This window comes from Streptomyces sp. NPDC059499, from assembly GCF_042749285.1.
Classification (GTDB): domain Bacteria; phylum Actinomycetota; class Actinomycetes; order Streptomycetales; family Streptomycetaceae; genus Streptomyces.
In genome coordinates, this window is the sequence record NZ_JBHYTT010000001.1 from 657,293 (window position 1) to 677,875 (window position 20,583).

Sequence of the window (20,583 nt, forward strand, 5' to 3'; positions counted from 1 at the left end):
GCACAGCACGGGAGAAGAAGTCTTGATGGAGAACGGGGAACGTTGTGAGCGATCCGAATCCGTACGCGGACGACTCATACAAGTGGGGCCCGCCCCAGCAGCCGGGCAACCCGCCCACGATGCCGGACGGACAGGGCTACGGCTACCCGGCGGCGCCGGGCGCCACTCCGGCGTACGGCTATCCGCAGCCGCTGCCCGAGTCGGCGGCGCAGCCCGGTCCGGGGTACGGCTATCCGGCCGCCGGTCAGCCCACCCAGCCCGGCTTCAACCTGCCGGTGCAGCACGGGATGCAGCCCGGGGGCGGCGGGGTTCCGATGCTGTCTTTCGGTGACATCACCGTCATGAACGACTCGATCGTGACGCCGTCCGGCACGATGCCCCTCAAGGGTGCGGTGTGGACGGCGACCGACATGTCGCGCACGGAGGAGAAGATTCCGACCGTGGCGATCGTGCTGGCGATCATCTTCGCGCTGCTGTGCCTGATCGGTCTGCTCTTCCTTCTGATGAAGGAGAAGAAGACGACCGGCTTCGTCCAGGTCACGGTCACCAGCGGGGGCCGGCACCACTCGACGATGATTGCGGCGACGGGTCCGCAGACCTTCCAGATGGTGATGGCCCAGGTCAACACCGCCCGTTCGATGAGCGCCTGACCCCGGTCACCGGACGCGGGACGGCTGCCTCGTCCTGACGACGGACGGACGGTTCCCGGAGTCCGGCCGGCCCGCAGGGCTGCCCTGTGGGCCGGTCTGCGGGCCGTACGTGCGGGCCGTACATGCGGCCCTGACGGTCTGTTGTGCATTGAGCCCCGCTCCCGCCCCCTCCCGCCCTCTGCGCAGGCCGCCGGAGGCTCCTGCGACGCACCCGGGGCCGCGTGAGGCCCGGTCCTGCCCGCCCGGTGGGCGGCTGCGGCCCCCGCCCTGCTCGCGCCCCGGCCACCCGGTTCCGGGCGGTGGCCCGCCGGGACCGGCCCGGGCGCGCGCACTTCTCATCCCGTAACGCGGCGCCCGCCGACGGCGGGTGGCACGCCATGCCCGAGCCCTGAGTTCCTGATTCCCCCTCACCCTTCCCGACCTGTCGGGCAGACCGAGCTCCGGCATGCCCCCAGAACGCCACTTGAACATGTTCAAAGACGGGTCTACAGTCATGTCATCAGCTTTTTGAACGCGTTCAAGGGAGGGTGGGGCATGGACCTCACTGTGCTCGCGTACGTCATCTACCTACTCATCAGCGTGGCGCTCACCATCTGGGTCGCCCGCACGCTCAGCCGCAACGGCAAGGTCTTCCTCGCCGATGTGCTCCAGGGGAACGAGAAGCTCGCCGAGGCCGTGAACCACCTGCTGGTGGTCGGCTTCTACCTCGTCAACCTGGGCTTCGTGACCCTCTACCTGAAGAACGCCGACGGGGTCACCGACGCCCGCCAGCTCTTCGAGGCCCTGTCCGTGAAGGTCGGCGTCGTCCTGCTGGTCCTGGGTGTGATGCACCTCGGAAACGTCTACGTACTGAACAAGATCCGCCGCCGTGGCCTGATGGAGCGGGAGCAGACCCCGCCCGTGCCGCCGCAGGGCTGGGCGGGCCCGGGCGGCCAGGGGCCGTGGGCCGCACCCGCCGCCGGGAAGTGAGCGGGGCCGTGACGCACATCCCGGTCACGCCCGCCCCGGCCGCACGGACCCGGTTCGCGGAGAACCCGGCCATGTCCGTCCCGGTGACCCGGCTCACCGTGCTCTACGACGACCGGTGCTCGCTCTGCCTCCATCTGCGGCACTGGCTGCAGAGCCGGCGTCAGCTCGTTCCGCTCGATCTCGTCCCGGCGGGTTCGCAGGAGGCGCGGCGCCGCTTCCCCGGACTCGACCACGCGGGCACGCTCGACGAGATCACGGTCATCGGTGACCGGGGACAGATCTACCGCTCCACCGACGCCTGGATCGTCTGCCTCTGGGCCCTGGCCGAACACCGTCCGAGGGCCCACTGGCTGGCCACGCCCATGGGCCGCCCGTTCGCCCGTGCCACCGTGCTCGCCGCGGCGAAGTACCGGTCCGTCACTGCGCAGCCGTGCGGCGAGGGCGACGGACGCTGTGCGGTGCCGGATCCGGCGGACGGATCTCCCGGTTAGCCTTGGGACCGTGGTGAAGGAAGCGAAGAACGTGGCTGACGCGAACGCGGCGAAGCCGGCCGGAGAGGGCAAGGCCGCCAAGGCGGTCAAGGCCCAGAAGAGTGAGCAGACCCGCACTCTGATTCTCGAGACCGCACTCAGGCTCTTCGAGGAGCGCGGTTACGACAAGACGACGATGCGGGCCATCGCCCAGGAGGCCGGCGTCTCCGTCGGGAACGCCTATTACTACTTCTCCTCCAAGGAACACCTGGTCCAGGGTTTCTACGACCGGATCGCCGCCGAGCACGAGGCGGCGGTCCGGCCGATCCTCGCGGGGGACCCGGATCTCACCGTACGCATCAGGGGCGTCCTGCTCTGCTGGCTGGACGTGGCGGAGCAGTACCACCGCTTCGCCGCCCAGTTCTTCAAGAACGCCGCCGACCCCGACAGTCCGCTGTCCCCGTTCTCGCAGGAGTCCGTCGCCGCACGCGAGGCTGCCATCTCCGTGCACGAGCGGTGCCTGTCCGGGTCCAGCACCAAGCACGACCCGGAACTCGCCGAACTGCTTCCGCAGCTGATGTGGCTGATGCAGATGGGGCTGGTGCTGTTCTGGGTCTACGACCGGACCGAGGGCACCGAGCGCAGCCGCCGGCTCGTGGAGCGCACGGCGCCGATCGCCGCACGGGCGATCGCGCTTTCCCGTTTCCGGGTGCTGCGGCCTCTCGTGCGGCAACTCCATGACGTACTCGTGGAGTTCATGCCGGGCGCGGCGGCGCGCCCGGCGCCGGACGTCAAGTCCGGCTGAGCCCCTACGGGGTGCCCGACCCGCGACCGTGCTGTTGTCCTGCGGTCGCAGCGCAGTGGGCGGGTGATCGGCGGGGTGGCGTCGGCCGTCGGTGCGTCGCTCCGCGCGTCGGTCAGGCCTGCTTGGAGGCGAGCTCCACCACGGTGATGTCGGAGGCGGCCCCGACGCGTACCGGAGGGCCCCAGGCGCCCGCACCGCGCGTGACGTAGAGCTGGGTGTCGCCGTAGCGCTCCAGCCCCGCGACGGTGGGGTTGGCCAGTTCGGCAAGGAGATTGCCGGGCCAGAGCTGACCACCGTGGGTGTGGCCGGAGAGCTGGAGGTCGACGCCGTGCTCGACGGCGTCGTGGATGACGACGGGCTGGTGTGCGAGCAGGACGGAGGCGCGTCCGCGGTCGCGGTCGCCGAGCGCCGCGACGAAGTCGGGGCCCTGGCCCTCGCTTTCGCCCGCGACGTCGTTGACGCCGGCGAGGTCGAAGTCGCCGATCTCGACCCGGGCGTTCTCGAGCGGGTGCAGGCCCAGCTCACGTACGTGGTCGACCCACTCTGCGGCACCGGAGAAGTACTCGTGGTTGCCGGTGACGAAGTAGCTGCCGTGCCGTGCCTCGAGCTGGGCCAGAGGCTCGGCGGCGCGGCCCAGGTCGGCGACCGATCCGTCGACGAGGTCACCGACGACCGCGACCAGATCGGGCCGGGTGGCGTTGATGGAGTCGACGATGCGCTGGGTGTGCGCCCGGCCGAGGATGGGGCCGAGATGGATGTCGCTGACGACGGCGATCCGGAAGCCGTGGGCGGAGCGCGGCAGCTTGGCCAGGGGCACGGTGATCCGCTTGACCCGGGGGCCGCGCAGGACGCCGTACGTGCCGTAACCGACGGTGCCGAGCCCGGCGAGGGCGGCGGCGCCACCGACGGCGCGGGCGACGAACAGGCGCCGCGAGGGGTCGGCGACGGACGGGACGGCCGGAGCCTCGGTTTCGGTGCGGGGCTCGGTTTCGGTGCGGGTTCCGGAAGCGGGAGCGGAGGCGGCTCCGGTGCCGGAGGCCGTGCCCGGCTCGGAACGCGGCCCGGCATCGTCCGTGGCCGTCGTGGCCGTCGTGGCCGTCGTGGGCGTCGTCGTGGCAGCGGGCGTCTCGGCCTCCGCGGCCGCGCTCCTGGCGGCCCGGTGGGTGAGCACCCGGCGCAGGACCGGACGTACGGCCTCGCCCACCAGCAGAGCCAGCGTCAGGTACAGCAGCGCGGCCAGCCACAGATAGCCCGGCCAGGCCAGCACCTGCTGCACCCGGAAGGGGACACCCGCACGGCTCGAGACCAGAGCGCCGACGCTCAGCATCGGCAGCACGAACAGCGCGACCGTGCCGATGCGACGCGCCACACCGCCCTTCGCCGTCGTGTCACCGACGAACCGGCGCCACACATAACGGTGCACGCCCACGAGCAGCGCGAGGACCGCTACGGCCACCCCTACGAAGACCACAACCACTTACGCTCCCCCGCCCACCTGTGTGCCTGCTCCCGCCCGTGCCCGGACCTTCGCCTTTGCCCGGCTTGTCATGTGCGTTCGCGGCGCAAAGCCCTGACACCACGGAACCCGATGACTCCGACGGCCGTCCCCAGAAGAAACGACGTGATGGTGAGCAGGAGATGGACCCAGAAGTACGCAGTCGGGTCACCCGCGTCATCGAACGCCAGTCCGCTGCCGTCCTTCCACAAGTTCTTGGCGAAAGTGATCCAGATGAACCAGCTCCACACCCCGAACGCGAGCAGGAACCAGGAGACGGGGCGGCTGAGCTTCATGGATTCAGTATCGCCGCCGCCCTTCGGCCCGGTCGCCCGGGGTGGGCTGTCTCGGCGGTATGCACGGCGGGTCAGACCATCCGGGTCCCCATCCTCAGCTTCGCCATGTACGTTTCCGACCGTGCCTGCTCTGAAAAAGACCGTATTGACGGTCCTCTCCGCCGCGTTGCTGTCCCTATCTGTCGTCAGTCCCGCGGTCGCGGCCGATAAGGACAAGACCGACGACAAACAGCCGAAGCCGACCGGCCCGATGTCGACGGTCGGCGGCAAGCAGCTCGGGGAGGCCGGCACCCAGGTCAACCTGGGCGGCGGCGCACCGGTCCTGCCGAAGGACCTCACCGCCCGCTCGTGGATCGTCGCGGACGCGGAGAACGGACAGGTACTCGCAGCCCACAACTCCCACTGGCGGCTGCCGCCGGCCTCCACCCTGAAGATGCTGTTCGCCGACACGGTCCTGCCCGCACTCCAGCCCAAGACCATGACGCACATGGTGACGGAGGAGGAGCTCGCCGGTGTCGGCCAGGGCAGCAGCCTGGTGGGCATCAAGGAGGACCACGCCTACACGGTCCACGACCTGTGGCTCGGTGTGTTCCTGCGCTCCGGCAACGACGCGGTGCACGTGCTGTCCTCGATGTACGGCGGCGTGCCCGCGACGGTCGCGGCCATGCAGCGGCACGCCGAGGAACTGCAGGCGCTCGACACGACGGTCGTCTCGCCGGACGGCTACGACGCCCCGAACCAGGTCTCCAGCGCGTACGACCTGACACTGTTCGCCCGCAGCGGTCTGCAGAAGGCCGACTTCCGGGAGTACAGCGCGACGGCGACCGCCGAGTTCCCCGGGGAGCAGAAGAAGGGCAAGAAGCGAAAGTCCTTCGAGATCCAGAACACCAACCGGCTGATCACCGGTGACATCGGCGTGGAACCGTACAAGGGCATCGCGGGCGTCAAGAACGGGTACACCACGCACGCGGGCAACACCTTCACCGGCGTGGCCGAGCGCAACGGCAAGGTCCTGCTCGTCACCGTCATGAACCCGTCGTCGGAGGAGAGCCACGCCGTCTACAAGGAGGCGGCGAGCCTTCTCGACTGGGGCTTCGCGTCGAGCGGCAAGGTGACCCCGGTCGGTGAACTGGTCCCTCCGAAGTCCGCGGCCACCGGAACCGGTAAGGGCGCGCAGCAGGAAGGCGCCACGGACGCCGGCAAGGCCGGGTCGGCGACCGGGGCCGGTGCCGGGAAGAAGCACGCGTCGACCACCGCTGCCACCGGCACCAGCGGGGTGTGGACGGCCCTGTCGATCGTCGGCGGGCTGCTGGTGGTCCTCGGGGCCGGCGTGTTCCTGGTCAACCGGCGCTGGCCGCTGCCCGATCTGGTGCGTCGCCTCCCCCGTCGCTGACCGAACCGGTCGCGCCCTCCTCCTTGCTCGGCGTCGCCGTCCATGCGGCGCAGAGCAGGAGCAGCTTCGCAGTGAAGTTGATCCAGAGGAGCAGCGCGACCGGCACGCCGAAGGCGCCGTACATGCTCTTCGACGCGACGCCCTTCATGTAGCTGCCCAGCAGCAGCTTGAGCAGCTCGAAGCCGACCGCGCCGACGAGCCCCGCGACGATCAGCCGACGGCGCGGCGGCTCCACGCCGGGCAGCAGGGTCAGCAGATAGAGCAGCAGCAGGAAGTCCGCGAACACCGCGACCGCGATCGCGGCCACCTGGAGCAGCACACCGCCGGCACCGCCCTCGGGGATGCCCAGCAGATCGGCCGTCCAGCCGATGGCCGTCGAGCCGACGGTCGAGGCGGCGAGTGTCACGAGCGCCGCACCGCCGAGGCCGAGCAGCAGGCCGCCGTCCTTGAGCTTGCGGATGACCGGATTTCCCTCGTCCACGTCGTCCTTGTCCCAGACGGCGCGCAGACAGTCCCGCATCGCGCCGACCCAGCCGATGCCGGTGAAGAGCAGCAGCACACCGGCGACGAGTCCGACGGTGCCCGCGTGGGCCACCAGATTGTCGATGCCGAGCTGGTCCGAGATGCCCGGCACCTGCTCGGCCAACTTGTCCTTGATCTTTTCCAGCTGCTCGTCGGAGAGCAGCGCGGCACCGATCGCCGCGCCGACCGCGATGAGCGGGAAGAGCGCGAGAAAGCTGATGAAGGTGATGGCCGCGGCGAGCCTCGTCCAGTGGACCCGATCCAGCGTCTCGTAGGAGCGCCAGGCGTGCGTCATCATCAGCCGTGTGACGAGCGGCCCGATGACGGGGAGATTTTTCAGCCAGTCCATGACGTACGCGTACCCCTCTGGGCGGAGAAAACCGGTGTCAGGGCCTCCCCGGACCACCAATCACCCATTTCGGTGAGCCCTGTAACAAATCCCTCAAATGGGTTTTCTCGGGCGATACGGTCACCCTCATGTCTGTCGACACGGTGTCCATGACCGGCTGGGGCCGCACCGCCCCGACGACCGCTCTGCGGTTTCGCCCCCGTACCTACGAAGAGGCCGTCGCCGCCGTGCGCGGCTGCGGACCCCGCGGGGTCGTCGCCCGCGGGCTGGGCCGCGCCCACGGCGATGCGGCCCAGAACGCGGGCGGCTCGGTGGTCGACATGACCGCGTTGGACCGGATCCGCACGTTCGACGCCGACACCGGCACGGTGGTCTGCGATGCCGGGGTGAGCCTGCACCGGCTGATGGCCGTTCTGCTGCCGCTCGGCTGGTTCGTGCCGGTCACCCCACGGACCCGCCATGTCACCGTCGGCGGGGCGATCGGCGCCGACGTCCACGGCAGCAACCACCCGGCCGCCGGCTCCTTCACGCGGCATGTGCGCGCGCTGGAACTGCTGACCGCCGACGGCGAGGTACGTACGGTGCTGCCCGGCACCGACCTGTTCGACGCGACCGCGGGTGGCCTGGGCCTGACCGGGGTCGTCCTCTCCGCGACGCTCCGGTTCCGCCGCGTCGCCACCTCGCTCATGACGGTCGACACCGAGCGGGCCGCCGATCTGGACGAGGCCCTGGCCCGCCTCGCGTCGTCCGGGCACAGCGCGCCCTATGCGACGGCCTGGATCGATCTTCTGGCGCGGGGGAAGGCGAGGGGGCGCGCCGTCCTCACACGAGGGGAGCACGCGCCACTCGATGCGCTCCCGGCGCGCGCCCGGCGCACACCGCTGGTGTTCCGCCCGGGACAGCTGTCCGCCACGCCGCCCGCTCTCGTACCGGAGGGACTGCTCGGCCGGACCTCCGCAGCGCTCTTCAACGAGCTCCGCTACCGCAGCGCACCCGTGTCCCGCTCCGGGGAACTGCGGAAGCTCTCCGCCTTCTTCCACCCCATGGACGCCGTCCCGCACTGGAACCGCCTCTACGGGCGCAGCGGCTTCGTGCACTACCAGTTCGCCGTCGGGTACGGCCAGGAGGAGACCCTGCACCGCATCGTCGGGCGGATCTCGGCGCGCCGGTGCCCCGCGTTCCACGCCGTGCTCGGGCGGTTCGGCGAGGCCGGCCCGGGCTGGCTGTCGTTCCCCGCGCCCGGCTGGACACTCTCCTTCGGTCTGCCTGCCGGGCTGCCCGGCCTGGAGCGCCTCCTGGACGGTCTCGACGACGAGGTGGCGGCGGCCGGCGGCCGGGTCTGCCTGGCGAAGGACGCGCGGCTGCGGCCGGAAGCGCTGGCCACGATGTACCCGCGGCTGCCCGAATTCCGCGCCCTGCGGGCGGAGCTGGACCCGCGGGGAGCCTTCCGGTCGGATCTGTCGCGCCGTCTCGCGCTCTGACCGCTTGGCCATGTGCCCACGTGCCCGTCTGCCGCTCCGCCCGTCCGCCCGTCCGCCCGTCCGCCGCAGTCCGTTCCCCCGCCCGTCTGCCGCAGTCCGTTCCCCCGCCCGCTCCGCTGTCCGTTCCGCAGCTCGCTCCGCTGTCCGCTCTGTCGTTGCTAGGAGATTTCCCGTGAAGGACGCCTTCGGTGCCCCGCAGTCCCTGCTCGTCCTCGGCGGCACCTCGGAGATCGGCCTGGCCACCGCGCGCCGTCTGATCTCCCGCCGTACCCGCACGGTCCGGCTGGCCGGCCGGCCCTCCCCCGCCCTGGAGAGGGCCGCCGCCGAGCTGCGGGAGCTGGGGGCGGACGTGCGGACCGTCGCCTTCGACGCGCTCGACACCGAGTCGCACGAGGAGGTGCTCGGAAAGCTCTTCGCCGAGGGTGACATCGACACGGTGCTGCTGGCTTTCGGCATCCTCGGCGACCAGGCGCGCGACGAGGAGGATCCTCTCTCCGCGGTCCGGGTCGCCCAGACCAACTACACGGGGGCGGTTTCCGCCGGCCTGGTGTGCGCCGGCGCACTCCAGGCGCAGGGCCACGGATCGCTGGTGGTGCTCTCCTCGGTGGCGGGCGAGCGCGCCCGGCGCGCCGACTTCATCTACGGGTCGAGCAAGGCGGGCCTGGACGCCTTCGCACAGGGACTCGGGGACGCGCTGCACGGTACGGGCGTGCATGTGATGGTCGTCCGTCCCGGATTCGTACGGTCGAAGATGACCGCCGGCCGTCAGGAGGCGCCGCTCGCGACGACTCCGGGCGCGGTCGCCGACGCGATCGTGACGGGTCTGAGGCGGCGCTCGGAGACGGTATGGGTGCCTGGCGCCCTGCGGGTGGTGATGTCGGCGCTGCGGCACGTTCCGCGCCCGCTGTTCCGTCGGCTGCCGGTCTAGGACCGGTAGGCGAAGGACGGCAGCGGACCGGGCAGCCGGACCGGAGTGCTGTCAGGACCGCGGGGGCCGGGGCCCCGCCCCGGTTCGTCAGGGCTGCAGGGACGGCTGGTCCACGGAGTAGCCGCCCTGGGCCGGCACGGAGGGTGCGCCACCGCCGGCCCCGAACGGGAACTCGTTGATCTTGCGCCAGACGCTGTCGGCGCCCTGCTCGTAGAGGGCGAAGGAACCGCAGGTCCACGCCGCCTCGTACGTGGAGAGCTCCTCGTACGCGCGGTCCATCGCGTCCTCCGCGATGCCGTGCGCCACGGTCACGTGCGGGTGGTACGGGAACTGGAGCTCGCGCACCAGCGGCCCGGATGCCTCCCGGATCCGCTTCTGGAGCCAGGAACAGGCCGAGGCACCTTCGACGACCTGGACGAAGACGACCGGTGAGAGCGGGCGGAAGGTACCCGTTCCGGACAGCCTCATCGGAAAAGCGCGGCCGGCCGTGGCGATCTGGGCGAGGTGCGCCTCGATCGCCGACAGGGCGGCCGCGTCGGCCTCCGTCGGCGGGAGAAGGGTGACGTGGGTGGGAATGCCGTACGCGGCAGGGTCCCCGAAGCTCGCGCGCCGCTCCTGGAGCAGGCTGCCGTATGGCTCCGGGACCGCGATCGAAACGCCAAGCGTTACGGTCCCCACATCGTTCTCCTCAATCGTCGATGGTCGGTTTTCGGTCGTTCCGACGCCAGTGTGAACCCTCGGGCCGTGATCTCGCCAGGGTCCTTGGACTCAGTGCTTCGCCGGCAGAAGTCCCATGCGGTCGTACGTCTGCGCCAGCGTCTCGGCGGCGACGGCCCTGGCCTTCTCCGCTCCCTTGGCCAGGATGGAGTCCAGCGTCTCCGGGTCGTCCAGATATTCCTGGGTGCGGGTCCGGAACGGGGTGACGAACTCCACCATGACCTCGGCGAGGTCCGTCTTCAGCGCGCCGTAGCCCTTGCCCTCGTACTTCCGTTCGAGATCTGCGACGGCAGTTCCGGTGAGGGTGGAGTAGATGGACAGGAGGTTGCTGACGCCGGGCTTCTTCTCCGCGTCGAAGCGGATGACGGTGTCCGTGTCGGTGACCGCGCTCCTGACCTTCTTGGCGGTGACCTTCGGGTCGTCCAGCAGGTTGATCAGACCCTTCGGAGTGGACGCCGACTTGCTCATCTTGACCGCCGGGTCCTGGAGGTCGAAGATCTTCGCCGTTTCCTTGAGGATGTACGGCGCCGGGATGGTGAACGTCTGTCCATAGCGGCCGTTGAAGCGCTCGGCGAGGTCGCGCGTGAGCTCGATGTGCTGGCGCTGGTCCTCGCCGACCGGGACCTGGTTGGCCTGGTAGAGCAGGATGTCGGCCACCTGCAGCACCGGGTAGGTGAAGAGACCCACGGTCGCCCGGTCGGCACCCTGCTTGGCGGACTTGTCCTTGAACTGCGTCATGCGGGACGCCTCGCCGAAGCCGGTGAGGCAGTTCATGATCCAGCCGAGCTGGGCGTGTTCGGGAACGTGACTCTGGACGAAGAGCGTGCACCGCTCGGGGTCGAGCCCGGCGGCCAGCAGCTGGGCGGCGGCGAGCCGGGTGTTCGCCCGAAGCTCCGCGGGGTCCTGCGGAACGGTGATCGCGTGCAGGTCCACCACCATGTAGAACGCGTCGTGGGACTCCTGCAGCGCCACCCACTGGCGGACCGCGCCGAGGTAGTTGCCGAGGTGGAACGAGCCTGCGGTGGGCTGGATTCCGGAGAGCACACGGGGTCGATCAGAGGCCATGAACTCATTGTCTCAGGTATGGAACCGATCTCCGGCAGCCGGTGTATGAAAGGTGTGAGGACGCGGGAGGGGGCCCTGCAGCCAGGGCCGGAGGGGGGCCGCACCGTCGACGACAGGGCCGGGAGCGGTGTCGTCGGGCGTGCCGGAGGACAGTCCGGTGGACCGATCGGGGACACGGCCGACGACGAGGCCGCGGTGATCGCTCGTGTGCGCGCCGGCGAGGCGGAGGCATACGCGCAGCTCGTGCGCGCCCACACGGGTGTCGCACTGCGGGCGGCCGTGGCCTTCGGTGCCGGGGCCGACGCGGAGGACGTGGTGCAGTCCGCGTTCTTCAAGGCCTACCAGGCGCTGGGTCGTTTCCGGGACGGTGCGTCCTTCCGTCCGTGGCTGCTGCGGATCGTGGTGAATGAGACGAGAAACACAGTTCGGTCGGCGGGGCGCGCACGAGCAGTCGCCGGGCGCGAGGCCAGATTCCAGGGTGCCGACCCGTTGATACCCGATGCGGCGGATCCCGCGGTGGCGGCGCTGGCCCAGGAGCGGCGGACCCTGCTGTCGGCCGCCTTGGAAGAGCTCACCGAGGAGCAGCGACAGGCGGTGACCTGCCGCTACCTGCTCGAAATGGACGAGGCGGAGACCGCGCAGGCGCTGGGCTGGCCGCGCGGGACGGTGAAGTCCCGTCTGAACCGCGGGCTGAAGAAGCTGGAACAGCGGCTCGGCAGACAGTTGGGCCCGGGTCCGGGGCGGGAAGGAGGTGAGAGGAATGGCTGAGATGGACGATCCGGTGCGCCCGGGGCCGGAGCGCGACCGCTTGGGCCCGGAGGGCGATGAGGACCGGGCGCGGCTGCGGGCGGAGCTCCTGGCCCTGGGCCGCGGCCTGGAGGTGCCGGGGACCGACGGCCGCACGATGGCCGAGCGCGTGCTGGCACAGATCGTCGCCGAAGCCGCACCCACACCGGTGCGTGAGCCTCCGGGGCTGCGGGAGCGGACCGGCGCGTGGACCCGCAGACACGCACGGATGCTGACCGCCGCCCTCTCCGGTCTGCTCATCGCGCTGGTGCTCACGCCCCCTGTCAGGGCAGCGGTCGTGGAGTGGTTCGACTTCGGCGGGGTCCAGGTGCGGTACGCACCGTCGGCGGAGCCCACCGGCCAGGCCGGCGCGCCGGATACGGGCGGGGAGCCGGCCGCCCCGGACTGCACCAGGTCGGTGCCGCTCGCCGAGGCGGCGCGGCGGGCCGGCTTCCGGCCGGTGGTCCCCGGCGAGCTCGGCCCGCCGGACGCGGTGGCCGTGACGGGCCTGCCGGAGCGCCGGTGGATGGTCACCCTGTGCTGGCACGAGCGGGGGCGGACCATTCGGCTCGACGAGTTCGCGTCCGGTCTCGATCCGTACTTCACCAAGCAGGTCCGCATCCAGCCGCAGTGGCTGGAGCTGGGCACGGACGACGGCGCGCCGACGAACGCGCTCTGGTTTGCGCAGCCCCATGAACTGACCTTCGGGTTGGTCGGGAAGGACGGCCTGCGGTGGGTCCGGTCCGAACGGACCGCAGGGCCGACGCTGTTGTGGGTCCGGGGCGGGCAGATGACGCTGCGGCTGGAAGGCGTGGACTCGCAGGAGCGGGCGCGCGCCGTCGCCGAGTCCACTCTCTGATTTCTGGACGGACCGGAAAACAACCGGCTTCCGGACGGAACCTCGAAAGGCCCGGCGGTGTATCAGATGTGTCCGGTCCGGAGGGTCCGCTCCGGACACAGGCAGGGGAGGGGACGACATGCGAAAGCGACAGGAACGGCGGGGGTGGGTGCGGCGTCTCGCCGTACTGGTGGCGGTCCTCGGGCTGGGCGTGCTGCTCGCGCCCAGCGCGGTGGCGGGCGGGCAGACGAGCGTGCTGGTCACCTCGCCGTCGAGCGGCGAGGCCGCCGCCGTCTACGTGTCGGATCCGCGATTCGGCCGGCTGTCCCGTCTGCTGGGCCCGCCGGACAGGGGCGACCGCCTCCAGCCTCCGTCGCTGGACGGCTCCGTGGCGACCCGGCAGATCAACGTGACATGGATGGCGCTCGACCTGCAGCCGACCCGGACGGACCGGGTGTTCCCCGGGGCCGACCCCGACACCGTATGGATACACACGGCCGCGCAGGTCCCGGCCACGTATCAGGGGCTCTGGCACCGCGCCGCCGAGCCCAAGAAGCTGGTCGCCCTCCTGGACGACCTGGGTCTGATGGGCCGGCCGAACCCCGAGAAGGGGGGACCCGCGCTGTATCCCCGCCCCTGGGAGAGCCCGAGCGCCCAGGCGTCCTCCGCAGGGGCCCGGGCCAAGGACGCGCCGTCACCGGATGACGAGCCCTCCCCCGACCGGACGGCCGCCGGTGCGGCCGCAGCAGCGGATGCCGGGCCGTACGAGCGCCTCGACCACTGGTGGTGGGCGATACCCGGGCTCGCGATGGGCGCGGTGCTTGCCCCGGCCCTGCGTTCGAGGGGTGGGCGACGGGAGCCGGGGCGGCGTCAGGAGTTGCTCGACCGCTGAGCGGCGGGCAGAGCGACAGGAAGCGGTGCACCAGGGTTTGGAGGCGCGCCGCACGGTGGAGGTTTCCTCGTCCCGGATCCGACCGACGATACAAAGTGGGCACACCCCGCCCACGCCGCACGACGAACGGAGATCCCGTGTCGACCACGGAAACTGCCATCGCCTCCGCCGAGGCGCACAGCGCGCACAACTACCACCCGTTGCCGGTCGTCGTCGCCTCCGCGGACGGAGCCTGGATGACCGATGTCGAGGGCCGCCGCTACCTCGACATGCTCGCCGGTTACTCGGCCCTCAACTTCGGACACGGCAACCGGCGCCTCATCGACGCGGCAAAGGCCCAGCTGGAGCGCGTGACGCTGACCTCGCGCGCCTTCCACCACGACCGGTTCGCCGACTTCTGTACACAGCTCGCCGAGCTGTGCGGCATGGAGATGGTGCTGCCCATGAACACCGGAGCGGAGGCGGTGGAGACGGCGGTGAAGACCGCGCGCAAGTGGGGGTACCGCGTCAAGGGTGTCCCGGACGGCATGGCGAAGATCATCGTTGCCGCCGGTAACTTCCACGGCAGGACGACCACGATCGTCAGCTTCTCCACGGATCCGGAGGCGCGGGCCGAATTCGGCCCGTACACACCGGGGTTCGAGATCGTGCCGTACGGGGACCTGACCGCGCTCGGTGAGGCGATGACCGAGAACACCGTGGCGGTGCTGATCGAGCCGATCCAGGGCGAGGCCGGGGTGTTGGTGCCGCCGCCGGGCTATCTGCCGGGGGTCCGGGAGCTGACCCGGGAGCGGAACGTCCTGTTCATCGCGGACGAGATCCAGTCGGGGCTCGGCCGTACCGGCAAGACCTTCGCGTGTGAGCACGAGGGCGTGGTTCCCGACATGTACGTGCTGGGCAAGGCGCTCGGCGGTGGTGTCGTGCCGGTGTCGGCCGTGGTCTCGTCGGCCTCGGTGCTCGGTGTCTACCGGCCGGGTGAGCACGGGTCGACGTTCGGCGGGAACCCCCTGGCCTGCGCGGTCGCGCTGGAGGTGGTCGCGATGCTGCGTACCGGTGAGTTCCAGCAGCGGGCGGCGGAGCTGGGTGACCACCTCCACCACGAGCTGGGGCTGCTGGCCGGCGAGGGGGCGGTGGAAGCCGTCCGGGGCCGCGGTCTGTGGGCGGGGGTCGATATCTCCCCGGGTCTCGGGACGGGCAGGGAGATCTCGGAGAAGCTGATGGATCGCGGGGTGCTGGTCAAGGACACCCATGGGTCGACGATCCGGATCGCTCCTCCTCTGGTGATCAGCAAGGAGGATCTGAACTGGGGCCTGGACCAGCTGCGCGGCGTGCTGAGCGCCTGAGGTCCGGGGTGTGCTGAGCACCTGACCGAGCCGGTCGGGGCCCGACCCCACGGGGCCCGGGCCGGGGAGGCCGCCCGCACCGGGTCCGGCCTCCCGGGAGCGCCTGGCCGCCCCCGGGCCGGGCTCCGGGCAGAGCGGCGGCCCGGAGGGCCGCGCAGGCCCTCAGAGGATGACGTGGGGCAGGAAGCGTGCGTATTCGTCCGTGACCAGCCCCGCCGATTCCCGGATCCCGAGCCCGGCCGCCTCGTTCTCGACCACCCAGGCGCCGAGGACTACGCGGTTGCCCGCGAAGTCGGCCAGCGGCGCCAGTTCCTGGTAGCAGCAGGGTTCGTCGCGCAGCACCGCCTCGCTGCCCGGCTCGTGGATGGTGACTCCGGCACCCTCCCGGCCGAGCAGGGGCTTGGCGACATAGCCCGCTCCACCGGGCCCGGCCAGCTCGCGGGGTCCGTCGAGATAGGAGGGCAGCAGATTGGGGTGACCGGGGTACAGCTCCCACAGGACAGCCAGGAGCGCCTTGTTGGAGAGGAGCATCTTCCAGGCCGGCTCGATCCAGCAGGTGGTGCCTGTTCCGCCCCCGTTGTCGAGGGTGTCCAGCACATGCGGCCCGAACCGGTCGGTCGCCAGCCACTCCCACGGGTAGAGCTTGAAACAGCTGCGGATGAAGCGGAGCCGCTCGTCCACGAACCGGCCGGCCAGCCTGTCCCAGCCGATCTGTTCGACGGAGAGTGCCTCGGTCTCTATGCCGGCCTGCGCCGCGGTCTCGCGCAGATAGGCGACCGTCATCAGGTCCTCGCCCAGTTCGTCGCCGTCGGAGTGGGCGAAGTACAGCGGCCCGGGCGGCAGCAGCGGGGCCTGCCGCTTCCATGCGTCGACGAGACGCTCGTGAAGGGAGTTCCACTGGTCGGCACCCGGGAAGCGGTCCTCCATCCAGAACCACTGAGGACTGGCGGCCTCCACCAACGAGGTCGGGGTGTCGGCGTTGTACTCCAGCATCTTCGCCGGACCGGTCCCGTCGTACCGCAGGTCGAACCGGCCGTACAGAGAGGGGAGTTCGGCGCGGCGCCGCCAGGACTCGGAGATCAGTCCCGCCAGTCGGCGGTCGGTGATGCCCAGATCGGCGAAGCGGTCCTGTTCGACGATGTGCCCGGCGGCGGCCAGGCACATCGTGTGCAGCTCCTCCACGACCTCTTCGAGCGCCTCGACCTCGGGCAGCGAGAAGACGTAGTAGGCGCTCTCGTCCCAGTACGGGCGCAGGGATTCGTCCGGGTAGCGGGTCAGGGGGTAGATCAGCCCCTGCTCCTCCACGGTCTCCTGCCAGCCGGGACGCGGCTCGATGGTGCGGCGCTCCATGACGGCTCAGCCGCCGCCGGAGCCGGAAGATCCGAATCCGTCGCGCTCGACCGCGGACTTGTTGAAACTGCCGCCGGAGACCTTGTTGTGGGAGCTGCTGCCCCCGTAGTAGTACGAACCGCTGCCGTTGCTGTCACTGCACTCGTAACTCGGCAGTATTTCCTGGGTCACCGGGTCGACGCACCGCCGGTCGGGTTCCGAACTACAGGAGGTGAGCGTCGCCGCGAGCACCCCCATGCCGCCGAGCACCACGGTGCCCGACCTGAGCCTGCGCCTGACCATCTTCTGTTCTCCCCCGTCGTGCCCACGAGCCACTGGATGCAGTCAGATTAGATGCACGACCGGCCCGGCTGAAATCAGGTGCTCACGCTCCCCCGTTTGTCCGGACATCCACGCCTACGGAAGCACCCGGCAGAGCGCGTCCAGCGAGCCCGCCCAGGCGCTCTCCGTCGGAGAGCCGTAGCCGATCACCAGGCCGTCCCGGCCCGCGACCGCGTCCCGGTGCCGGAAACGGGACAGTCCCTCGATGGCGAGGCCCTGCCAGGCCGCCGCCTGGACCACGGACCGCTCGGTTCCTTCGGGGAGTTCGAGCACCGCGTGCAGTCCGGCCGCGATGCCGCTGACACGGATGTCCGGGGCACGCTCGGCGAGCGCCTCGACGAGCTGGTCGCGGCGGCGCCGGTAGCGCAGCCGCATCGCGCGCACATGGCGGTCGTAGGCCCCCGAATCCATGAACTGGGCAAGTGTCAGCTGGTCCAGCGTCCCGGACATCCAGTCGAAGCCCCCCTTCGCCTCGCACACCTCTCCCACGAGCCCCTCCGGCAGAACCATCCAGGCCAGCCGCAGTCCCGGTGCCAGCGACTTGCTGGACGTGCCCATGTAGACGACCCGTTCCGGGTCCAGCCCCTGGAGTGCGCCCACCGGCTGGCGGTCGTAGCGGAACTCCCCGTCGTAGTCGTCCTCCAGGAGCAGGCCCGACGCGGACCGCGCCCAGTCGACCGCCGCGGCCCGCCGGTCGGGGTGGAGGGGCGTACCGGTCGGGAACTGGTGCGCGGGGGTCATCAGCACCGCGCCGACGCCTCGCATCCCGCCCAGTTCCCCGGTCCTGGCCCCGAGCTCGTCCACCGGCAGGCACGGGGTGCGCAGTCCCGCTTCGGACAGGAGGTTCCAGTGGATGTCGAGACCGTACGACTCGACCGCGACCTCCTTGACCCGCCGCTTCCGCAGCACCTTCCCCATCAGCATCAGCCCGTGGACGAACCCGGAACAGATCACGATGCGATCCGGGTCCGCGTCCACACCGCGCACCCGCGCCAGATAGTCCGCCAGCACGGTGCGCAGTTCGACGCGCCCCTGGGCGTCCGCGTACCCGAAGGCCTCGTTGGGGGCGGCGGTCAGGGCGCGCCGGGACGCCTTGAGCCACTCGGCGCGCGGGAACGCCGACAGATCGGGGGATCCGGGCATGAGGTTGTGGGCGGGCCGGCGCCGCACCTGCCGGGATCTCGCCGTCCGCGTGGCCGGCCGGCGCGGGGCGGCCCGCTGCGCGACCCTCGTCCCCGAACCCTGCTGTGCGGTGAGCCAGCCCTCGGCGACGAGTTCGGCGTAGGCGTCGGCGACGGTGTTGCGGGCGATCCCGAGATCGACGGCGAGCGTGCGGGACGAGGGCAGACGGGTTCCGGGGGCCAGCCGCCCCGTACGGACGGCCTCCCGTAGTGCGTTGATCAGCCCGCTCCGCAACCCCGCGCCGACCGGTTCGATGTGCAGGTCGGCACCGAAAGCGGCCCAGGAATCTGTCATGGAAATGGACCATACCGGTGCGCCACCGGGGCCGTAGCGTCGTACGCATGACGACGAACGAACACAGCCACGCCCCCGAACACCCCGCCCGACTGCAGTGGGCCACGCTCTCCCCCGAGGTCTACAAGGCCATGGTCCGGCTGGACGCCGCCTCACGTAAGGGACTCGACCCGACGCTGCTCGAACTGGTGAAGATCCGGGCCTCGCAGCTCAACCGCTGCGCCCTCTGTCTGGACATGCACTCGAAGGACGCGCTCGCCGCGGGTGAGTCCGTCGAGCGGATAGTCCAGCTCAGCGCCTGGGAGGAGTCGCAGCACTTCTACACGGAGAAGGAACTGGCGGCGATCGAGCTGACGGAGGCCGTGACGGTCCTGACCGACGGGTTCGTACCGGACGAGGTGTACGCGAAGGCCGCCAAGCAGTTCGAGGAGGCCGAGCTCAGCCAGCTGATCGCAGCCATCACGGTGATCAACGCCTGGAACAGGTTCGGGGTGGCCACCCGTCAGGTGCCCGGCCACTACACGCCCGGCGACATCAAGCACTGAGACGGCGGTGAGACCCATGAACGAGCCGGTGTCCGTCTTCCGCGCCCTGCACCACGACCGCGCTCCGGGCGATCCCCTGGTCCTCCCCGGTCCGTGGGACGCCTCGAGCGCCCGCGCCTTCGCCGACGCCGGCTTTCCGGCGCTGGCGACACCGAGCGCCGGGGTCGCGGCCTCACTCGGCCACGAGGACGGACACACGCCCGCCGCCGAGATGTTCGCGGCGGTGGCCAGGATCGTGCGCGCCGTGTCCGTTCCCGTTTCGGCGGACATCGAGTCCGGTTACGGTCTGGCCCCGGCGGAACTCGTGGAACGCCTGCTGGAGACCGGTGCGGTCGGCTGCAACCTGGAGGACTCGGCCGACGGGATCCTTCTCGACCCGCAGCGGCAGGCGGACCGGCTCGCGGAGGTGCGCTCCGCCGCGGAGGGCCGTCTCTTCGTCAACGCCCGCGTCGACACGTACATCAGGGGTGTTCCGGCCGGTACGGACGTGGTCGCCGAGACGATCGTCCGTGCCCGGCTCTACGCGGCCGCCGGTGCGGACTGCGTCTACCCGATCGCCGCCCCGGCCGGTGACCTTCCCCGTCTTGCCTCCGCCGTCCCGGTCCCGCTCAACGCCAACGGCTCACCTGACGGGCCGTCCGACGCCCGCCGGCTGGGTGAGCTCGGCGCCGCGCGGATCACCTTCGGCCCCCTGCTGCAGCGACGGGCCGCCGACGCGGTGCGCGACCTCGCGGAACGGCTGCGGGGCCGCTGAACCCGGACATGAGAAGGCGCCCCCGGCAGCATGTGCTGCCGGGGGCGCCTCTTCGTACGGATCCGGTCCGGCCGGGGCCGGAGGCCGGTCAGATCAGGCCGAGCTCGCGGACCGCGTCGCGCTCCTCGGTGAGCTCCTTCACCGAGGCGTCGATGCGCGCACGGGAGAACTCGTTGATGTCCAGGCCCTGGACGATCTCGTACGTGCCGTCCTTCGTGGTGACCGGGAAGGACGAGATGATGCCCTCGGGGACGCCGTAGGAGCCGTCCGACGGGATGCCCATCGAGGTCCAGTCGCCCTCGGCGGTGCCGTTGACCCAGGTGTGCACGTGGTCGATGGCGGCGTTGGCGGCCGAGGCGGCCGAGGACGCGCCACGCGCCTCGATGATCGCGGCGCCACGCTTGGCGACGGTCGGAATGAAGGTGTCGGCCAGCCATGCCTCGTCGTTGACGACCTCGGCGGCGTTCTTGCCGGCGATCTCCGCGTGGAAGATGTCCGGGTACTGGGTCGCCGAGTGGTTGCCCCAGATCGTCAGCCGCTTGATGTCGGAGACGGCGGCACCGGTCCGCGCGGCCAGCTGCGAGATCGCGCGGTTGTGGTCCAGACGGGTCATCGCGGTGAAGCGCTCGGCCGGTACGTCCGGGGCGGCGGCCTGCGCGATGAGCGCGTTGGTGTTGGCCGGGTTGCCGACGACGAGGACCTTGATGTCGTCCGCGGCGTTGTCGTTGATGGCCTTGCCCTGCGGCTTGAAGATGCCGCCGTTGGCGGAGAGCAGGTCGCCGCGCTCCATGCCCTTCGTACGCGGGCGGGCGCCGACCAGGAGGGCGACGTTCGCGCCGGCGAAGCCGACGTTGGGGTCGTCCGTGATCTCGATGTTGCGCAGCAGCGGGAAGGCGCAGTCGTCGAGCTCCATCGCGGTGCCCTCGGCGGCCTTCAGACCCTGCGGGATCTCGAGGAGTCGCAGGTTGACCGGCACGTCCGGGCCGAGCAGGTGGCCGGAGGCGATGCGGAAGAGCAGCGCGTAGCCGATCTGGCCGGCTGCGCCGGTCACGGTGACATTCACGGGAGTGCGGGTCATGGCGATCTCCGTTAGACAGCTGGCGGTGGGGGTCCCTGCCCCTGGTGCTGGATATCTCTG

General features: G+C 70.8%; 22 protein-coding genes. 13 read left to right on the plus strand and 9 right to left on the minus strand.

The genetic code is table 11. The annotated features are described in order from the left end of the window. Window positions 1-44: 44 nt before the first annotated feature. From ACFW9O_RS03065 to ACFW9O_RS03080, 4 genes are all read left to right on the plus strand, one after another. A complete protein-coding gene (locus ACFW9O_RS03065) occupies window positions 45-650 on the plus strand; it encodes a hypothetical protein (protein ID WP_384604373.1) in 606 nt (201 codons plus the stop codon). A 534-nt stretch (window positions 651-1,184) separates the two neighbouring features. Next, complete coding sequence (locus ACFW9O_RS03070; RefSeq protein WP_329208119.1) at window positions 1,185-1,619, plus strand: hypothetical protein; 435 nt, start codon at window positions 1,185-1,187, stop codon at window positions 1,617-1,619. A 71-nt stretch (window positions 1,620-1,690) separates the two neighbouring features. Then, window positions 1,691-2,110, plus strand: a complete 420-nt coding sequence (locus ACFW9O_RS03075) for a DCC1-like thiol-disulfide oxidoreductase family protein (RefSeq protein WP_351169957.1) — start codon at window positions 1,691-1,693, stop codon at window positions 2,108-2,110. Between the two features lie 10 nt (window positions 2,111-2,120). Then, window positions 2,121-2,894 carry a TetR family transcriptional regulator gene (locus ACFW9O_RS03080; RefSeq protein ID WP_384604377.1) on the plus strand — a complete coding sequence of 258 codons (774 nt, stop codon included), beginning with the start codon at window positions 2,121-2,123 and terminating at the stop codon, window positions 2,892-2,894. A 112-nt stretch (window positions 2,895-3,006) separates the two neighbouring features. Here the strand turns inward: ACFW9O_RS03080 and ACFW9O_RS03085 are convergent, their stop codons facing one another. After that, window positions 3,007-4,365 carry a metallophosphoesterase gene (locus ACFW9O_RS03085; RefSeq protein WP_384605239.1) on the minus strand — a complete coding sequence of 453 codons (1,359 nt, stop codon included), beginning with the start codon at window positions 4,363-4,365 and terminating at the stop codon, window positions 3,007-3,009. A gap of 74 nt (window positions 4,366-4,439) precedes the next feature. Continuing rightward, window positions 4,440-4,685 (minus strand): SCO4848 family membrane protein, encoded by a 246-nt coding sequence (locus ACFW9O_RS03090; RefSeq protein WP_329208122.1) that lies wholly within the window; start codon window positions 4,683-4,685, stop codon window positions 4,440-4,442. 121 nt (window positions 4,686-4,806) lie between these two features. Here ACFW9O_RS03090 and ACFW9O_RS03095 point away from each other — a divergent pair, with 121 nt between their 5' ends. After that, window positions 4,807-6,078 (plus strand): D-alanyl-D-alanine carboxypeptidase family protein, encoded by a 1,272-nt coding sequence (locus tag ACFW9O_RS03095; protein WP_384604380.1) that lies wholly within the window; start codon window positions 4,807-4,809, stop codon window positions 6,076-6,078. Here ACFW9O_RS03095 and ACFW9O_RS03100 read toward each other — a convergent pair. Next, window positions 6,026-6,949, minus strand: a complete 924-nt coding sequence (locus ACFW9O_RS03100) for a YihY/virulence factor BrkB family protein (protein WP_384604383.1) — start codon at window positions 6,947-6,949, stop codon at window positions 6,026-6,028. The genes ACFW9O_RS03095 and ACFW9O_RS03100 overlap by 53 nt on opposite strands. A 128-nt stretch (window positions 6,950-7,077) precedes the next feature. Between ACFW9O_RS03100 and ACFW9O_RS03105 the strand changes: the two genes are divergently transcribed. Together ACFW9O_RS03105 and ACFW9O_RS03110 are read left to right on the plus strand one after the other, a co-directional pair. Next, complete coding sequence (locus ACFW9O_RS03105) at window positions 7,078-8,430, plus strand: FAD-binding oxidoreductase (protein WP_384604386.1); 1,353 nt, start codon at window positions 7,078-7,080, stop codon at window positions 8,428-8,430. 172 nt (window positions 8,431-8,602) lie between these two features. Next, a complete protein-coding gene (locus tag ACFW9O_RS03110) occupies window positions 8,603-9,358 on the plus strand; it encodes a decaprenylphospho-beta-D-erythro-pentofuranosid-2-ulose 2-reductase (RefSeq protein ID WP_384604389.1) in 756 nt (251 codons plus the stop codon). Between the two features lie 87 nt (window positions 9,359-9,445). Here the strand turns inward: ACFW9O_RS03110 and ACFW9O_RS03115 are convergent, their stop codons facing one another. Together ACFW9O_RS03115 and trpS are read right to left on the minus strand one after the other, a co-directional pair. Then, window positions 9,446-10,036 (minus strand): 2'-5' RNA ligase family protein, encoded by a 591-nt coding sequence (locus tag ACFW9O_RS03115; protein ID WP_384604390.1) that lies wholly within the window; start codon window positions 10,034-10,036, stop codon window positions 9,446-9,448. A 90-nt stretch (window positions 10,037-10,126) separates the two neighbouring features. Beyond that, window positions 10,127-11,140 carry a tryptophan--tRNA ligase gene (gene trpS, locus ACFW9O_RS03120; protein WP_384604393.1) on the minus strand — a complete coding sequence of 338 codons (1,014 nt, stop codon included), beginning with the start codon at window positions 11,138-11,140 and terminating at the stop codon, window positions 10,127-10,129. Window positions 11,141-11,185: 45 nt separating this feature from the next. On the opposite strand from trpS, the gene ACFW9O_RS03125 reads away from it, so the two are divergent. The 4 genes from ACFW9O_RS03125 to rocD all read left to right on the plus strand — a co-directional run bounded on the left by ACFW9O_RS03125 (window position 11,186) and on the right by rocD (window position 14,999). Further along, complete coding sequence (locus ACFW9O_RS03125; RefSeq protein ID WP_384604396.1) at window positions 11,186-11,908, plus strand: RNA polymerase sigma factor; 723 nt, start codon at window positions 11,186-11,188, stop codon at window positions 11,906-11,908. Between the two features lies 1 nt (window position 11,909). Next, window positions 11,910-12,785 carry a hypothetical protein gene (locus tag ACFW9O_RS03130; protein WP_384605242.1) on the plus strand — a complete coding sequence of 292 codons (876 nt, stop codon included), beginning with the start codon at window positions 11,910-11,912 and terminating at the stop codon, window positions 12,783-12,785. Between the two features lie 118 nt (window positions 12,786-12,903). Further along, complete coding sequence (locus ACFW9O_RS03135; protein WP_384604399.1) at window positions 12,904-13,656, plus strand: hypothetical protein; 753 nt, start codon at window positions 12,904-12,906, stop codon at window positions 13,654-13,656. Between the two features lie 137 nt (window positions 13,657-13,793). After that, window positions 13,794-14,999 carry an ornithine--oxo-acid transaminase gene (gene rocD, locus ACFW9O_RS03140; RefSeq protein WP_351169939.1) on the plus strand — a complete coding sequence of 402 codons (1,206 nt, stop codon included), beginning with the start codon at window positions 13,794-13,796 and terminating at the stop codon, window positions 14,997-14,999. A 162-nt stretch (window positions 15,000-15,161) separates the two neighbouring features. Here rocD and ACFW9O_RS03145 read toward each other — a convergent pair whose 3' ends face one another. The 3 genes from ACFW9O_RS03145 to ACFW9O_RS03155 all read right to left on the minus strand — a co-directional run bounded on the left by ACFW9O_RS03145 (window position 15,162) and on the right by ACFW9O_RS03155 (window position 18,146). Beyond that, the gene (locus tag ACFW9O_RS03145; protein ID WP_384604401.1) at window positions 15,162-16,349 is read right to left on the minus strand and encodes a glutathionylspermidine synthase family protein; all 1,188 of its coding nucleotides are present in this window, start codon (window positions 16,347-16,349) and stop codon (window positions 15,162-15,164) included. A 6-nt stretch (window positions 16,350-16,355) separates the two neighbouring features. Further along, the gene (locus ACFW9O_RS03150; protein WP_351169945.1) at window positions 16,356-16,631 is read right to left on the minus strand and encodes a hypothetical protein; all 276 of its coding nucleotides are present in this window, start codon (window positions 16,629-16,631) and stop codon (window positions 16,356-16,358) included. Between the two features lie 114 nt (window positions 16,632-16,745). Then, complete coding sequence (locus ACFW9O_RS03155) at window positions 16,746-18,146, minus strand: PLP-dependent aminotransferase family protein (protein ID WP_384604404.1); 1,401 nt, start codon at window positions 18,144-18,146, stop codon at window positions 16,746-16,748. 47 nt (window positions 18,147-18,193) lie between these two features. Between ACFW9O_RS03155 and ACFW9O_RS03160 the strand changes: the two genes are divergently transcribed. Together ACFW9O_RS03160 and ACFW9O_RS03165 are read left to right on the plus strand one after the other, a co-directional pair. After that, entirely contained in the window at window positions 18,194-18,691 is a 498-nt protein-coding gene (locus ACFW9O_RS03160; protein ID WP_351169951.1) for a carboxymuconolactone decarboxylase family protein, read from the plus strand. Between the two features lie 16 nt (window positions 18,692-18,707). Continuing rightward, window positions 18,708-19,445: an isocitrate lyase/phosphoenolpyruvate mutase family protein gene (locus ACFW9O_RS03165; RefSeq protein ID WP_384604407.1), complete on the plus strand. Its 738-nt coding sequence runs from the start codon at window positions 18,708-18,710 to the stop codon at window positions 19,443-19,445. 88 nt (window positions 19,446-19,533) lie between these two features. On the opposite strand, the gene ACFW9O_RS03170 is transcribed toward ACFW9O_RS03165, so the two are convergent. Then, on the minus strand, window positions 19,534-20,523 hold the full coding sequence (locus tag ACFW9O_RS03170) for a malate dehydrogenase (RefSeq protein ID WP_351180808.1): 990 nt from the start codon (window positions 20,521-20,523) through the stop codon (window positions 19,534-19,536). Between the last annotated feature and the right edge of the window lie 60 nt (window positions 20,524-20,583).

Coding starts and splice junctions, on each gene's coding strand:
- ACFW9O_RS03070 (WP_329208119.1), top strand. CDS start 1,185: ATGGACCTCACTGTGCTCGCGTACGTCATCTACCTACTCATCAGCGTG.
- ACFW9O_RS03075 (WP_351169957.1), top strand. CDS start 1,691: ATGTCCGTCCCGGTGACCCGGCTCACCGTGCTCTACGACGACCGGTGC.
- ACFW9O_RS03090 (WP_329208122.1), bottom strand. CDS start 4,685: ATGAAGCTCAGCCGCCCCGTCTCCTGGTTCCTGCTCGCGTTCGGGGTG.
- ACFW9O_RS03100 (WP_384604383.1), bottom strand. CDS start 6,949: ATGGACTGGCTGAAAAATCTCCCCGTCATCGGGCCGCTCGTCACACGG.
- ACFW9O_RS03105 (WP_384604386.1), top strand. CDS start 7,078: ATGTCTGTCGACACGGTGTCCATGACCGGCTGGGGCCGCACCGCCCCG.
- trpS (WP_384604393.1), bottom strand. CDS start 11,140: ATGGCCTCTGATCGACCCCGTGTGCTCTCCGGAATCCAGCCCACCGCA.
- ACFW9O_RS03125 (WP_384604396.1), top strand. CDS start 11,186: ATGAAAGGTGTGAGGACGCGGGAGGGGGCCCTGCAGCCAGGGCCGGAG.
- ACFW9O_RS03130 (WP_384605242.1), top strand. CDS start 11,910: ATGGACGATCCGGTGCGCCCGGGGCCGGAGCGCGACCGCTTGGGCCCG.
- ACFW9O_RS03135 (WP_384604399.1), top strand. CDS start 12,904: ATGCGAAAGCGACAGGAACGGCGGGGGTGGGTGCGGCGTCTCGCCGTA.
- ACFW9O_RS03145 (WP_384604401.1), bottom strand. CDS start 16,349: ATGGAGCGCCGCACCATCGAGCCGCGTCCCGGCTGGCAGGAGACCGTG.
- ACFW9O_RS03150 (WP_351169945.1), bottom strand. CDS start 16,631: ATGGTCAGGCGCAGGCTCAGGTCGGGCACCGTGGTGCTCGGCGGCATG.
- ACFW9O_RS03155 (WP_384604404.1), bottom strand. CDS start 18,146: ATGACAGATTCCTGGGCCGCTTTCGGTGCCGACCTGCACATCGAACCG.
- ACFW9O_RS03160 (WP_351169951.1), top strand. CDS start 18,194: ATGACGACGAACGAACACAGCCACGCCCCCGAACACCCCGCCCGACTG.
- ACFW9O_RS03165 (WP_384604407.1), top strand. CDS start 18,708: ATGAACGAGCCGGTGTCCGTCTTCCGCGCCCTGCACCACGACCGCGCT.
- ACFW9O_RS03170 (WP_351180808.1), bottom strand. CDS start 20,523: ATGACCCGCACTCCCGTGAATGTCACCGTGACCGGCGCAGCCGGCCAG.